Raw genomic sequence first — 14,334 nt, 5'->3', positions numbered from 1 at the left:
CATGGCACAATTAGTGGTCAAGGAACGAAAACGAATCAGCGGTCAGATCGGTCAATACGGGACGTTACTTGCAATCATTGGGTTGATCGCAGTCTTTACCGTGACGAACGATCAATTTCTGACGTATGCAAACTTTAGTGACATCATCAAATCAGTTTCAATCGTGTCGTTACTTGCTCTTGGCGTCACGTTTTCGCTCATCGTCGGCGGTTTCGACTTATCGGTCGGGTCGACGGCGAGTCTCGCGACAATCGGTGCAGCGGCAAGCCTTGTCCTTCATCGACAAGAGCTTCTCGTCGCCCTACTGATTCCGCTCGCACTGGGGATTCTCGTCGGATTATTGAATGCGCTCGTCACAATCAAATTCCGGTTACCGGATTTACTAGCGACACTTGCCATCATGTACGTCATTAATGGGATTCAGTTGACGTATACGAAAGGATTCTCGATTTATGACAACATGCCGATTGAAGGGGGGACGGCGCCAGGACGCTTCATTCCGTCGTTCTTATTCATCGGTCAAGGAACGATTGGTCCAATTCCGTTCGTTGCCCTACTTATGCTGTTGTTCTTCATTGGGGCTCATCTGTTTTTAACGTATACACGTACCGGGCGTGAGTTTTATTACGTCGGGTCGAACGCAGAAGCGGCCCGCCGCTCCGGGATTGCCGTGAATCGGATCAAGTTGTATGCCTACGTGCTCAGCGGGTTGTTTGCGGCCATCGGCGGCATCATTCTCGCATCTCGGATCGGGACGGGGCAAGTTTCGGCTGGGGCGCCCCTCTTGATGGACGCCGTTGCGGCTGCTTATATCGGTTATGCCGTCTTTGGGACGGGGCGTCCGAATGTCATTGGGACATTGATTGGAGCTATTTTAATCGGGATTCTCTTGAATGGGCTGACGATGTGGGACGTACCGTATTATGCGCAAGATATCGTCAAAGGGACGATTCTCATTGGAGCGCTCGGTCTCTCGTATATTCAAAAGAAACAGCGGACATGACAAAACCCCCGGACATCAGTTGTTCGGGGGTTCGCTTTGTTCACGCGTCATTGTGAGAAACGGATACACACCGCCGTTCGTCTCCTGCATGAACGTGTCTTGTGGGATGAAACCGAGCGACTCGTATAACCGGATGGCCCGTTTGTTGAACGTGGCGACGGCAAGATGCACTGTGCGAGTCCCATATGTCGCCCCGATCCAATTCAAGATTGAAGTGAGGAATCGATGTCCGTTGCCGCTCCCCGTCAAATCAGGACGCATGCCGAGACCGATGGAAATGGTGTCCGCTGATTCAAACTGCAACGTGACAAAGCCAATCAGTTCATCATCATTAAGAATGGCGAACGTCGTGTTTCCCCGTTCATTCGCATCTAAAAATAAGGCGAGGTCTTCCTCGTCGGCGTCCATATTGTAAAATGCGTATTCGCCTTCATAGCGCCACTCGAAGGCGATCAGTTCGGCTTGCTCTTGGGTGAGTGGATGAAACGTATGGCTCATGAAAATTCCTCCTCTCTGATCGAAGTGGTCGTGCTACACTCAAATCGTATCATGAAAACAAGGGGAGGGAACGTGATGGCAGTCAAGTTGGACATGGTCGGGATCGTCGTGACGGATATGAAGCGGTCGCTCGACTTTTATCGTGCACTCGGGTTTGAGATTCCAGAAGCGATGAACGGGGAAGCGCATGTAGAGATTGATGAAGGAGGCGTGCGTCTCGCGTTCGATACGGTGGAAGTGGCCGAATCAGTATACGGGGAATGGAAACAGGCAGACGGGCATCGGATCGAGCTTGCCTTCTTATGTGAAAGCCGTGAGGCGCTCGACCGATTATATGACAAGGTACTTGAACAAGGATATGCGTCACACAAAGCCCCATGGGATGCGTTTTGGGGACAACGTTACGCCATCCTGTACGATGCGGATGGGAATTTGATCAGTTTGTTCGCTTCATAAAAATAATCCCGGGCCATGTGGCTCGGGATTATTTGTTGTCGTGGCACTCTCCCCATGAACAAAGGGCATTCATGGCGGGCTGCAGGCCGAGGGCATCTTCAGTCAATGAATACTCGACATGGAGGTGCTTCTCGGTCGAATAGTCGACACGGCGAACCATACCGAGTTGCTCGAGTTCACGCAATTGGTCGGTCAACACTTTTCGGCTGACGTCAGGAATCGCCCGTTGAATATCGGAAAAACGAAGCGGTCCATCTTGAAGCGTGCAATACACTTGAGGGCGCCATTTGCCGCCGATAATCTCGAGTGCGCGGTTGACGGGGAACGATGTGGTCATGTTCAAAGAGCCTCACTTTCGGGTAGTTACTTCAATGTGCGTACTTTTTTTCTTGCTTCAATGACAGTATCTTATCGTTATCCGCTAAATTGAGCAAACAAAAAGGAGTAGATGAAACATGACATATCCAAGAACGTTTTCACACATCGGTCTTTCTGTACCGAGCGTCGCTGAGGCCGTAAAATTTTATGAGGACGTGATGGGGTGGTATACGATTATGACACCATCAGACGTCGTCGAGGATGATTCGCCAATCGGTGTGATGTGTACCGACGTTTTCGGACCGGGCTGGGGCAAATTCCGAATCGCCCATATGTCAACGGGAGACGGAATCGGAATCGAGTTGTTCGAATTCCCGAACAACGAAACACCAGAAGACAACTTCGAGTTTTGGAAGACAGGGATCTTCCACTACTGTGTACAAGACCCTGACATCGAAGGGCTTGTCGAGAAGATTGTCGCCCATGGCGGCAAACAGCGGATGCCGATTCGCGAATACTACCCAGGCGAGAAACCGTATCGCATGGTGTACTGCGAAGACCCATTCGGCAATCTCGTTGAAATTTATTCACACTCATACGAACTCACGTATTCGGAAGGAGCTTACTAAACATGAAAGCATGGCTACTCGATCAACCTGGTCTAGATCATCTGCATATTGGAGAAATCGACCGACCGACACCAAGAACGGGAGAATTGTTGATTCGTGTCGAAGCGGTCGCCTTGAATCCGGTCGACTATAAAGTCGGCTCAAACGGAAACCCGAACTGGGCATACCCACATATTCTCGGTGTCGATCTCGTCGGAGAAGTCGTTGAGGTCGGTTCGAGTATCGCCAACATCATTACGGGTTCACGTGTAGCCGTTCATACGGATCTTTCGAAATATGGAGGGTTTGCCGAGTACACGGTTGTCGATGCAAGGGCCTGTGCGGTCGTTCCGCAAGGTGTGAGCGATGAAGCGGCGGCTTCCATCCTGTGTGCGGGGATGACAGCTTATGAAGCGGTTATGCAGAAGCTGAACACGCGGGATAAGGAGACGATTCTCGTACACGCTGGGGCAGGCGGTGTCGGTGGCTTTGCGATTCAACTCGCAAAACGCCTCGGGTTAAAAGTGTTCACGACGGCATCTCCTGAAAACTTTGAGTGGGTAGAGTCACTCGGGGCGGACGTGGCGATTGATTATAACGTGGAAGACGTGACGGCACGAATCATGGAAGAGACGGATGGACGTGGTGTCGACTTGATTTTGAACACGGTCGGTCGCGACGTCGCGACGGCTGACCTAGATCGTCTCGCGTTCAGCGGACACCTCGCCTATATTGCCGGTCCACCAGATATGACGAACATGAAAGGATTCACGTTATCCCCTTCGATTCATGAAGTGGCACTCGGGGCGGCACATGTGAGCGAGGACGAACATGCGATTCGCAACTTGGCGTATATGGCCGAAGAGATGATGAACTTGCTTGATGCAGGTGAACTGAACGATCTCGTCACAGAAGTGTTATCGTTCGACCAGTTGAAAGAAGGTCTCGAAAAACTACAAACGCGGAAAGTGCGCGGTAAACTCATCGTCCGCATTCGCGACTGAGTAGAGGACTCCCTGTTATACTGACAGGGAGTTTATTTGTTGAGGAGGGGAATATATGGAGCGATTAGCAGACACGTATCGACAGACAGATGTTCAGTTGAGCGGTCACGGCAAACGGGAAATTGGAGTGTTGAAACGGGCGTTTGAGCATGTGCGTGACGATGAGCCGAGTGACCAGTATGGACAGGGGAAAACGATTCGACAGTTTGAAGAGAAGATGGCACAAGTTCTTGGGAAAGAGTCGGCGGTATTCTTTCCGAGTGGCACGATGGCGCAACAAATCGCGTTACGCATTTGGTGTGATGAAACAGGGAAGAACACGGTCGCGTATCATCCGCTCTGCCACCTTGAAATCCATGAGCAGGATGGCTTGAAGGAGTTACATCACATCGAACCGATTTTAGTTGGGGACGAAAATCGGGTGATGACACTCGAAGAGATTCAAGCGTTGCCAGACATCGCGTGTCTACTGCTCGAACTACCACAACGGGAAATCGGCGGGGAATTGCCGACGTTCGAGGAGCTTGTGGCGATTCATGAACACTGTCGTGAGAAAGGGATCTACCTGCATCTGGACGGGGCACGACTGTTCGAATCGCTACCGTATTACGAAAAAGAAGCATCTGAAATCTGTGCACTTTTTGATAGCGTGTACGTCTCGTTTTATAAAGGAATCGGTGGGATTGCCGGTGCCATCCTTGCTGGACCGAAATCATTTTGTGACACGTCGAAGGTGTGGAAGCGACGCTACGGCGGTGATTTGATTAGCCTTTACCCGTATATTCTTTCTTCAGATTATTATTACGAGATGCGGAAAGATAAGATGGCCGAGTATCGGGATCATGCCGTACAGTTGGCAGCGCGATTCAACGGACTCGACGGCGTCTGGACGACGCCACGCATCCCGGTCACAAATATGTTCCACCTCCACTTTCAAGGGGAGAAGGAAGAACTAAGTGAGAACATTGCGCGCATTCAAGAAAAAACTGGGGTGGGCATTACGGGATATCTCGTTGAAAAAGTAGGATTTTGTTCAACCGAAGTCAGCATCGGGGATACGTTTGAGGAAATCACGCCAGAACAGCTTGACGTATTGTTTCGACAGTTCAGATAAATCAAAACATGCACCATTCCTATTTCGGGAATGGTGCATGTTTTTTACTGGCTGACAATCGCTTCAAGACGATCGAGTTGAGAGGTGAATCCTTCGACAGCCCCCATCTCGACGACTTGTTGGAGAGCTTCTTCATTCGGGAATTCGGAGCGGCTAATGAATAGCGTGCCTTCCGATGTATCGAGAAACTCATTCGTGATGGTCATGACAGGTAAGTCCGGATTGACGTGTCCGTCCGCATCTGAGAACGCATCCGTATAGACGATTCGGGAATAGGGATCAATCTCGATAAAGGTCGATTTGCCCCATGACTCCATGCCGTAAAAGTCACCTTGATTTTTGTCAACACACGTCATGCAGTAGTGCCAAATTCCACCTGGTTTGAAGTCGAAGCTGTATACTTTCGTCTCCCATCCAGCCGGTCCCCACCATTTTTCTAAATGTGCGGGTGTCGAGAATGCTTCGAATACAAGTTGCCGTGGTGCCTTGAACAGACGTTCCATAATCAATGTCGTGCCCTCTACATGTGATTTGACCGTACTCATGATTTATTCTCCTCTCGTTGTGACTCCGCTAAAAACGATTCCAATCGATCGAGACGCTCTGTTTCCCGCGCGATATAGGTCCGCCAAGCATCTAACGGTTCAAGTGCTTGAGACTTGAGCGCGTAGCGTCTCCGGTTGGCATCAATCGTTACCGTGACAAGCCCCACATCATGTAAGATTCGCAAGTGCTTTGACGTCTGCGGTTGACTGATTCCAAGCTGTGTTGCCATCATTCCGACCGTCCACTCCTGTTTCCGTAACAATTCAATCATCCGCAACCGATTCGGGTCGGCTAACGCTTGAAACAAAGAAGCCAGTTTCTCTTCCATTTCTCGTCACCGTCCTCTTAGTTTAGAATATTCCCAATTTAGAATATTCTAAAACAGGAATACTCACTGTTTAAATAATAAATCAAGTAACATTTCACCAATCGGTCGTTCCTTACCCTCATAAGGAAAAGCGTGGATATGGATCGCAGGATTAAAATTCAATTCGATGATGCCGTATTCGATTTGCGCATCATCGAGAGAGGGAATCATCATATCGACACCACAGATCGTTGCCCCCACTGACTTAGCTGCATCGACAGCAATACGCTTGTAGATGTCAGGAACTTGATCAGTGTAATCGATACTATCTCCGCCGGTACTGATGTTAGAGTTTTCGCGCAAAAAGACGCGCTCATCGAGAGCTGGAATACTATCGGGTGTCTTACCTTGAGCATGTAAAAATGAGTAGACGACCTCGTCGATTTCGATTTTCTCGAGTGGTGTCTTGTATCCTTTCCCACGCAACGGATCTTCATTTTTTGTCGCAACGAGTTGACGAATGGAAGAGGTGCCATCCCCAGTCACGTTCGCCGGGACACGATGAAGGACGCCTGCGACCTCTTCCCCGATGACGAGGAAGCGATACTCTTTCCCAGGTAAAAACGTCTCTAATAAAACGACATCGTCAAATGTTTTCGCATACTGAAATGCAGAGAGTCCTTCCTCATACGTCGCTCCGTCTTTAAAAATGTGAATACCGACTCCGAAGTTTGTAGACTTTGGTTTTAAGACGATGGGTTGTTTTGAAAATGAATGCCATGCCTGAGATAAATCTGATTCCTCTTGAAGTTCTACCCCTTCAGGGACGCGAATTCCATGTTCGGCGAGTACAAACTTTGTCACCGTTTTATTCTCCATCATTAGAACGGAAACGTAATTGTCTTTTGATGTTTTCGTTGCCTGTTTAACGTACTCATGGTGTTTGCCGTTTCGAATACGAATGAACTGGTCGGAACGATCGATGACATCGACACGATAGCCACGTTTAATTGCAGATTTCATTAAGATTTGAGTAGACAGTTCCAGGTCGGCATAACCGTGGATGCGAAAACGATTTGCATAGGCGTCCTCATAAAAGTGTTCTGCTTGGGCGAGGGACCATGCGTGATAACCTGTCTCGGTCATAATCGTCTGCAATCGGGAAGCGTACGTCCGGTCCACGTGATCAATTTTTTCGCGTAGAGCGGGAAAGACATCTTCGAAGCCGAGGTCATAGTGTGTGTTGAACGCATCGATGGCGTCGAGAAGTTCTGTCGCGTACATGTGTAAAGGTATGGCGAGGCCATCTCGAGTCAATATGCTTGTAGGAGACATGCCTTCTTTGGCGACACGTTGTTGATTATTGTACGCTTCAGCTTGCCAATCGAAATAAGGTGTCTCCTCAGTAAAGGTCAAGTACAGCAAAAACAGATGAAGGAACCGTAAATCCGAACGCGCAATTCCTGTCTTTTCAAACGGATTCAAATCGATATTGCGAATTTCGATATAATCGATGCCGTGTGCTTCGAGTTGATTTAAATCGTTACCACCTTTCGACGTTTTCAATCGGATGGGTGAGTAGAGTTCGTTCGGATTGGCGATCTCGCCTTTGGCAATGAACCATCTTACATCATCTATATAACTTGAGAGTGTCGCATAATTTGGATAAAGCGGTTCAACATTCGTATACCCACAGTCGCTATTCCGATATGACAATGCTTGTTTATTTGAAAAAGTATCTTCGTGGAGCGCTTGCATCTGACTGACACATTGTTCTTCATAACTCACATGAACGGCTGGTGTAGCACCGAACAAATAGACGATGAGCCAACGCATCCGTAAATATTGACGAATCAATTTTAAGTAAAGCTGATCTTTGAAGTGTCGATATTGTTCAGGAGACCCTTCGTACAGTGCGGATAACATTTCATCGGAAAACGAAAAATTGAAATGAATTCCGGAAATGAGTTGTTTTTTCGCCCCATATTTGTGGAGCAAATGCTCCCGGTAACGGCTAGCTTCGATTCCAGTCACACCAAAATCAGCGAGTGGAATCGTACCGCCTTCCGGCAATGCGCATGGCATCGATTGTGGCCACAGGCGTTCGTCGCCTATGTTTAGCGCCGTGATGTCGTATAGCGTTTCTAAAAAGTGATGTGCTTCCTCGATTGTCGGAAATGTCGGGGTGATGAGCTCGATTTGACTTTCCGAGAAGTCGGTCGTGATATATGGATGTGTCGCTTTATGACCGAGTGCTTTTGGATGCTTCGAAACAGCTAGCGTGCCGTCTGACGTGACCCGTAACATTTCTCGCTCGATGGCAAATTTTCCACTCGTGATGAGCTGGTAGGGTAGTTGATTAAACTGCTTCTGCAAGGGAAATCACTTCCTTTTTCGTTAATCGGACAAAGAGGGCGGAGACAAGTCCTTTCGTGATACTTGAGATGGCGATACTCCACCAGATGGCATCGATTCCGAGATAAGGCTCAAGAACAAATGCGAGCGGGATACGGGCCACTGTGAAAATAATCGAGATGGTCGCAGGGATTTTTGGTAATCCGAGTCCTGAGAAGTATCCGTTTCCGATCATTTCAATCGATGAGAAGACGAGCGAAATGCCGATAATTCGTAAGTAACTTGCCCCAATCTCGATGGTTCGAACGTCATCGACGAATAGACCAATGAGCAAATCCGGGATGATTAAAAATAACAACATGATGAATCCCGTATAGATCATCCCAAGTCGGGTCGTTACCCGGTAACCTTCATACACACGATCTACTTTTCGTGCCCCGAGATTTTGTCCCGTATAGCTAGCCATTGCTCCGTTCAAGCCACCAATCATCATGTAGGCAATCGATTCGATTTGAAGTCCGATGCGCTGTGCCGCAATCGCTTCCGTCCCGTATGAGCCAATCATGCGGGCAAGAAAAATACTGATTACCGTGAACAAAATCCGTTGGGTTGCCATCGGAAAACCAAGACGGAACACCTCTACATAATCAGCTCGAGTCGGCTGAACGACTTCATCCCAACTGAACAATGTACGAGCGCGGTGCCAAAACAATCCGAACATGATGACGTTGGCGACAAGTGTCGCAAGAGCAGCCCCAATCACACCGAGTTGGAATGGATAAATGAAGATCGGGGAGAGAATCATGTTGAGGATGACGCCTGTCGCATTGATTCGCATCGCTGTTGTCGTATTGCCATATGCACTGAATAGACGAGCAAACAGCAAATTAAAGAAAGAGAAGATGAGCATCGGCGCGCTGACGAATAAATATTCGTACGCAAGCTGTTCCACAGCGGGGGCCCCCATATTCAAAAAGCCGATGGAGGTATGACCGAACAAAATCAACAATGAGACGTACGAAAGACCGAGTGTTAGATTCAGACGTCTGCCGGCCCGGACATAGCACTGAACCAGATCGAGGTCACGTTTCCCGACAGCTTGTGATACTTTGATACCGGCGCCAACGACAATCAACGATTGAATCGCCTGTCCGAGCATGATATAAAAACTGGCCGCACCGATACTTGCCACAGCATCGCTCCCTAGCGCACCGACCCAAAACATGTCAACGAGACTATACGTAAACTGTAATAACGAGCTACCGACGAGCGGAAGGGCGAGAGCCAGAATGACACGTTGCACGTTTCCAATCGTCAAATCGACAGTTTTCACAAAGCAAGACTCCTTACATTCTTTATATAACCGTTTAGTTATATATAAGCACGGTGTAATAGAATTGGCAATCATGATGTCCGAATCGATGAAAAATGGACACAAAAAAAGGAATTCGTGATGAATTCCTTAATGTTGATAGCCGCGAATCCAGGTCGTCATATAGACGAGTGTCGCGATGATGAGCGTTGAGGCGAGTGCATAAATTGGATAGGCGGGGAGTGTATCTTCAAACAATGGATAGAACATAAACGATCCCATGAAAATAGGAACGGAAATGCCGAACGAGACGTATGCCGCTTTTGTCGCTTTCGCTGTGATGATTTGTTCACGCTCATCGACCTCACTGAACTCGGTCATGCGGATAGACCATTGGGCAAAGCTCAACTGTTTATTCGGGCGGGTGTTAAACGAATAGACTGTCCAAACAATGCCGAAAATAACCAGTAACAGTATAGGCAGTAAGTTGAATTCAATGAGAAATCTGTCAGACTCGATGACGGTCTTCGATACATCAGATAGAAATGAGCTGAATAGAAAAGCCATCAGGATATACAAGATGATACTGGAAATTGACTGAACGACGACGTGTTTCATTTTGTTTCCTCCTCGATTGTGAATATAGATTCGACCGGTTCCTCGAACACGCGTGCGATGTGCATCGCCAGCATGAGTGACGGCGTGTAGCTACCTTTCTCGAGCGAGATGATCGTCTGTCTCGTCACACCGACCTTTTCGGCAAGGTCCCCTTGGGTTAACTGGTGCCGAGCACGCAGTTCTTTTACGCGGTTGACTAATGGCATCGTGCCACCTCATTTCTAGTTTCTACCACTAGTGTAAAACAAACTTTACATAATGTAAAGAAGACTTTACTTAGTTGGAGGTGATACAATAACGTTATAGTCGAAAGGGGAGATAGCGGATGAAAGCGATTGGAGGACAACATCACGTGTCGGCGATGACCGGGGATGCCAAAAAGAACTTACGATTCTACACGGAAATACTAGGGATGCGGCTCGTCAAAAAGACAGTCAATCAGGATGACCCATCGATGTATCACTTGTTCTATGCAGACGAGACCGGGACGCCTGGAACCGATTTGACGTTCTTTGAGTTACCGTTTCTCGGACAGACGTATCGAGGGTCAAACAGTATTTCCCGGACAGCGCTCAGAGTGCCGGGTGGGGCGCTCGCGTACTGGCAGGAGCGCTTTGACACGTTCGATGTATCTTACGGTGAAATCGAGTCAGTTTTAGGAAGGGCAACCCTTTCGTTCGAAGATCATGAAGGCCAACGTCTCTGTCTGGTGGAAGGAGGGAGCGGGACACCTTGGAAAAAGGGTCCTGTGCCAGCAGACGTCGGCATCTTCGGGCTCGGATGGAGTGAGTGGACGGTACGGCGGATTGACAAGACGGCACGGGTGCTGACTGAAATACTCGGTTATCGATATGTGACGACGTTTGAACGGGATGGTCACGATGTGCGTGTTTTTGAGACGGGAGAAGGTGGCGTGGCGACAGAGATTCATCTCGTCGATCGGCCGGATTTGCCATCGGAACGACCAGGGCGGGGAAGTGTGCATCATGTGGCGATTCGAGTGGAAGATACAGACGATATGGCGAAGTGGATTGAGAAGCTTGACGCACATGGGATCAGTCACTCCGGTCTCATTGACCGCTACTATTTTCAGTCGATCTACTTCCGCGAGCCGAGTGGGATCTTAGTAGAACTAGCAACTGATGAACCTGGATTCGCGACGGATGAATCAGTTGAAGCACTCGGAGAACGTTTGGCCTTGCCGCCGTTTCTGGAGTCGAGACGAGCGGAAATCGAATCGAGACTAAAGAAATTGTAATCGAATGAACATTCATAACTGTAATGAGGTGAATGAATTGGATACGCAAGCAGTCAATCTTGTGATTGCCAGATTGCTAGGTGAAATGATCGAGCAATACCGGCCTCATCAATGGATAAAAACAGAAGAGGCGTTTCCCCATCCTTATCAGTTCAATAAAGTGAGTTATGACTATTCTGGAGAGGTTGAACCGATGACGCTGGAAACATTTCAAGACTTGGTTAACAAGCTCGGAAATAACCATTGGTACTCATCCGAATTCGAAGAGTTGCTACACAACATTTATATCAATCAATGGGTGCCAACATTCACATCAAATTTCGGTAAGCATTGGCAATGCTACCACGACTTATTGTTTGATGCGTATAACGATTGGAAATATACACATTTTGAATTGTATGACGAAGATGGAAATGAACTCGATGAAGAGTTAGAAAACAACCTGAATGAATGTTTTGAAGATTTCATGCATCAGACGTCCCCAGAACTATATGTGAAAAAAATGATGAAACGTTGGTGGCGATGAGTCCTAAAAATAGAGACATACAAAAACCCGACGGACTTTTTTCAGTCCGTCGGGTTTTGTACGCCTAAGAGCAGGGCCAGTTCGTTCGTTCGATTGGCGACGAGATCGGCAATCGTGTAACGGTCGAGCACTTGAAAGAACGCCAGCATGGCCTCATTCAACACACTTCGTAAGTCACAGGCTGGTGCGATCACGCATCGACCTTCCCCGAAGCATTCCACGAGCTCGAGCGGTTCCATCGTTCGAACCACCTCGCCTACGTTGATGTCTTCCATCGGGCGCGCGAGACGGAACCCGCCACCACGGCCACGAACCGACTCCAAGTAACCATGTTTGCCAAGCTCGTATACGACTTTCATGACATGGTTTTTGGAGATGTTGTATTGGTCAGCCACTTCTTGAATCGTGACGAGCCGATGTGAAAACGTGGCGCTATACATTAACGTCCGGAGTGCGTAGTCACACGTTTGCGTGAGTCTCATCCATCATCACCTCTTTTTCCATTGTACAAGACAACGTCTAAAAGTGCGATTCGTGTAAATGTGAAAGGATGGTGGCAGAAATGAGTCGGAATCGTGAAACTCGTTTTAAACAAGTATTTAATATATTGATTTAAAGTGACCTGAATCACATAATGAACGTGTACGAAACAAAAGGGGGATAAACATATGTTAGATCAACAAACGATTGAGATTGTAAAAGCGACGGCGCCTGTTTTGAAAGAGCATGGTGTGACGATTACGAAGCATTTTTATCAACGAATGTTTGAACAAAATCCAGAAGTTCGTCACTTCTTCAACCATACGAACCAAAAACGAGGACGCCAACCGGAGGCACTCGCGAACGCGGTCTATGCGGCAGCGCTTCATATCGACCGGCTCGAAGCGATTCTTCCTGCCATTCAACCGGCACTCCATAAACATAAGAGTTTGAATATCCGTCCAGAACATTATCCGATTGTCGGTGAAAACTTACTCGGAGCGATTCAAGATGTCCTCGGAGAAGCGGCAACACCAGACATCATCGATGCATGGGCGAAAGCGTATGGCGTGATTGCCGATGTCTTCATCTCACTCGAGAAACAGATGTATGATGACGCACCGTGGGTCGGATTCAAACCGTTCGTCATCGAAGAAATCATTGAAGACACACCGGAAGTGAAGCGATTGCGTCTCGTTGCGAAAGATGGGGTCGTCGGTGCAGCCATCCCAGGACAATACATCTCGGTTCAGGCGCGAATCGCTGGCGAGGACATCTTGCACCACCGCCAATATAGCGTCATCGATACGACAGAAAACGGGTACTGGATCGCACCGAAACAAGAAGGGCTTGTTTCGAACTGGCTTCATGAACAAACGGTCGGTACCGAAATTCCGGTAAGCGCACCAGCCGGTGAATTTACGCTTGAGGCGTCAGATCGACCGCTCACACTGATTGCGGGAGGAATCGGCATTACACCACTCTTCAATATGGCGAAGACGGCACTCGGACAAGGGCGTTCCGTCACATTGTTGCACGCGATTCGCAGCACAACACTCCGGCCGCTCGGAGACGAACTTGATGAACTTGTGGCTAATGGGCTCCACCTTATCACACACGTGGATGACGTATCGGGTTGTATGAATGCGACGCAACTTGAGGCACTTGATGTCGAAGGACATGACGTCTATACGTGCGGACCGAACGCCATGATGGAGACGGTTGTACGTGTGATTCCTCAGGCACGATATGAGTTTTTCGGACCGTCTGCTGTACTCGCGACCAACTAAAAAAGACGACTAGAAAAAGTCGTCTTGACGCATAATATAGGTTATTCCGTGAGTTCACTTGAATGAATGACTTGTTTGTTGGTATCCAACGTCTCAAGCGACCACACACCATCTGACCGTTTTGTTGTTTCGATGACGTATGTCATGGCGTAGCCTTCGTTCTCGGGATTGTTGACGAGAAAATCTTTTGAGACATCGTCACCGTTCAACCGTAAGTAAACAACTTCTTCTGGTCGGTCATTGAGACGTACACCGATATACTCGGTTTCTCCGTCTTCAAGCACAACAAAATCGAACGGTTGGTCTGGTGTCACTTGTTTCGTGACAGAAACTGAATTTCCTGTCTTGACATCGATTTCGGCTAGACCGATGATGGAACGATCTTCGTTTGAATAAAAAGAAAGAATCGACTCTTCCCGATTATGAAATTCATAGGCGTACCAGTCATTCATCGTGATATAACGGTTCAGTTCTTTTTGGGCATTTTCGTATGACTTGTCAGACTGAATGTTCGTGTACGTATACAGTCCGACACCGACAGCGATGGCGACGATGATAAGACCGGAGACGATCGTGAGTAGGATGATTCGTTTGGACATGATTCTTCCTCCAATCTGTTATAAATAGAGACACCCCATGCCT

General features: G+C 48.2%; 18 protein-coding genes. 8 read left to right on the top strand and 10 right to left on the bottom strand.

The genetic code is table 11. The features are described from left to right. The first annotated feature begins 1 nt into the window (after position 1). Entirely contained in the window at positions 2-1,003 is a 1,002-nt protein-coding gene (locus KNP62_RS07560) for an ABC transporter permease (protein ID WP_214784929.1), read from the top strand. Positions 1,004-1,018: 15 nt separating this feature from the next. Here the strand turns inward: KNP62_RS07560 and KNP62_RS07555 are convergent, their stop codons facing one another. Beyond that, positions 1,019-1,501 carry a GNAT family N-acetyltransferase gene (locus tag KNP62_RS07555; RefSeq protein WP_214784927.1) on the bottom strand — a complete coding sequence of 161 codons (483 nt, stop codon included), beginning with the start codon at positions 1,499-1,501 and terminating at the stop codon, positions 1,019-1,021. Between the two features lie 75 nt (positions 1,502-1,576). On the opposite strand from KNP62_RS07555, the gene KNP62_RS07550 reads away from it, so the two are divergent. Continuing rightward, positions 1,577-1,957 (top strand): VOC family protein, encoded by a 381-nt coding sequence (locus KNP62_RS07550; protein WP_214784925.1) that lies wholly within the window; start codon positions 1,577-1,579, stop codon positions 1,955-1,957. A gap of 28 nt (positions 1,958-1,985) precedes the next feature. Here the strand turns inward: KNP62_RS07550 and KNP62_RS07545 are convergent, their stop codons facing one another. Then, positions 1,986-2,294 carry a winged helix-turn-helix transcriptional regulator gene (locus KNP62_RS07545; protein WP_031422089.1) on the bottom strand — a complete coding sequence of 103 codons (309 nt, stop codon included), beginning with the start codon at positions 2,292-2,294 and terminating at the stop codon, positions 1,986-1,988. 118 nt (positions 2,295-2,412) lie between these two features. Here KNP62_RS07545 and KNP62_RS07540 point away from each other — a divergent pair, with 118 nt between their 5' ends. From KNP62_RS07540 to KNP62_RS07530, 3 genes are read left to right on the top strand one after another with little or no spacing between them, the layout of a single operon-like run. After that, positions 2,413-2,904, top strand: a complete 492-nt coding sequence (locus KNP62_RS07540; RefSeq protein WP_211782174.1) for a lactoylglutathione lyase family protein — start codon at positions 2,413-2,415, stop codon at positions 2,902-2,904. A 2-nt stretch (positions 2,905-2,906) separates the two neighbouring features. Beyond that, positions 2,907-3,887: a zinc-binding dehydrogenase gene (locus tag KNP62_RS07535; protein ID WP_214784923.1), complete on the top strand. Its 981-nt coding sequence runs from the start codon at positions 2,907-2,909 to the stop codon at positions 3,885-3,887. A 55-nt stretch (positions 3,888-3,942) separates the two neighbouring features. Next, a complete protein-coding gene (locus tag KNP62_RS07530) occupies positions 3,943-5,001 on the top strand; it encodes a threonine aldolase family protein (protein WP_214784921.1) in 1,059 nt (352 codons plus the stop codon). Between the two features lie 44 nt (positions 5,002-5,045). Here KNP62_RS07530 and KNP62_RS07525 read toward each other — a convergent pair whose 3' ends face one another. From KNP62_RS07525 to KNP62_RS07500, 6 genes are all read right to left on the bottom strand, one after another. Next, on the bottom strand, positions 5,046-5,546 hold the full coding sequence (locus tag KNP62_RS07525; RefSeq protein ID WP_214694729.1) for an SRPBCC family protein: 501 nt from the start codon (positions 5,544-5,546) through the stop codon (positions 5,046-5,048). Next, entirely contained in the window at positions 5,543-5,875 is a 333-nt protein-coding gene (locus KNP62_RS07520; RefSeq protein ID WP_214784919.1) for an ArsR/SmtB family transcription factor, read from the bottom strand. The genes KNP62_RS07525 and KNP62_RS07520 overlap by 4 nt, the downstream gene beginning before the upstream one ends. A 63-nt stretch (positions 5,876-5,938) precedes the next feature. Then, positions 5,939-8,230 carry a bifunctional glutamate--cysteine ligase GshA/glutathione synthetase GshB gene (gene gshAB, locus KNP62_RS07515; RefSeq protein WP_214784917.1) on the bottom strand — a complete coding sequence of 764 codons (2,292 nt, stop codon included), beginning with the start codon at positions 8,228-8,230 and terminating at the stop codon, positions 5,939-5,941. Continuing rightward, positions 8,214-9,542 (bottom strand): MATE family efflux transporter, encoded by a 1,329-nt coding sequence (locus KNP62_RS07510; RefSeq protein WP_214784916.1) that lies wholly within the window; start codon positions 9,540-9,542, stop codon positions 8,214-8,216. Before KNP62_RS07510 ends, gshAB begins: the two co-directional genes overlap by 17 nt. Before the next feature lie 129 nt (positions 9,543-9,671). Continuing rightward, the gene (locus KNP62_RS07505; RefSeq protein WP_214784914.1) at positions 9,672-10,139 is read right to left on the bottom strand and encodes a hypothetical protein; all 468 of its coding nucleotides are present in this window, start codon (positions 10,137-10,139) and stop codon (positions 9,672-9,674) included. Next, complete coding sequence (locus tag KNP62_RS07500; RefSeq protein ID WP_214694717.1) at positions 10,136-10,345, bottom strand: helix-turn-helix transcriptional regulator; 210 nt, start codon at positions 10,343-10,345, stop codon at positions 10,136-10,138. Before KNP62_RS07500 ends, KNP62_RS07505 begins: the two co-directional genes overlap by 4 nt. Before the next feature lie 119 nt (positions 10,346-10,464). Between KNP62_RS07500 and KNP62_RS07495 the strand changes: the two genes are divergently transcribed. Together KNP62_RS07495 and KNP62_RS07490 are read left to right on the top strand one after the other, a co-directional pair. Then, positions 10,465-11,397, top strand: a complete 933-nt coding sequence (locus KNP62_RS07495; RefSeq protein ID WP_214784912.1) for a ring-cleaving dioxygenase — start codon at positions 10,465-10,467, stop codon at positions 11,395-11,397. A 37-nt stretch (positions 11,398-11,434) separates the two neighbouring features. Beyond that, a complete protein-coding gene (locus KNP62_RS07490) occupies positions 11,435-11,923 on the top strand; it encodes a hypothetical protein (RefSeq protein ID WP_214784910.1) in 489 nt (162 codons plus the stop codon). Positions 11,924-11,964: 41 nt separating this feature from the next. Here KNP62_RS07490 and KNP62_RS07485 read toward each other — a convergent pair whose 3' ends face one another. After that, positions 11,965-12,405 (bottom strand): RrF2 family transcriptional regulator, encoded by a 441-nt coding sequence (locus KNP62_RS07485; protein WP_214784908.1) that lies wholly within the window; start codon positions 12,403-12,405, stop codon positions 11,965-11,967. Between the two features lie 186 nt (positions 12,406-12,591). On the opposite strand from KNP62_RS07485, the gene KNP62_RS07480 reads away from it, so the two are divergent. Next, positions 12,592-13,692, top strand: coding sequence for a globin domain-containing protein (locus tag KNP62_RS07480; RefSeq protein ID WP_214784906.1), 1,101 nt, complete (start codon positions 12,592-12,594; stop codon positions 13,690-13,692). Between the two features lie 41 nt (positions 13,693-13,733). On the opposite strand, the gene KNP62_RS07475 is transcribed toward KNP62_RS07480, so the two are convergent. Beyond that, positions 13,734-14,291 carry a hypothetical protein gene (locus tag KNP62_RS07475; protein WP_214784904.1) on the bottom strand — a complete coding sequence of 186 codons (558 nt, stop codon included), beginning with the start codon at positions 14,289-14,291 and terminating at the stop codon, positions 13,734-13,736. Between the last annotated feature and the right edge of the window lie 43 nt (positions 14,292-14,334).

The sequence above is a fragment of the Exiguobacterium sp. s183 genome, assembly GCF_018617655.1.
Taxonomy (GTDB): Bacteria; Bacillota; Bacilli; order Exiguobacteriales; family Exiguobacteriaceae; genus Exiguobacterium; species Exiguobacterium aestuarii_A.
Note: the sequence above shows the minus strand (reverse complement) of the source record. Positions and strands in the feature narration are given on the sequence as shown.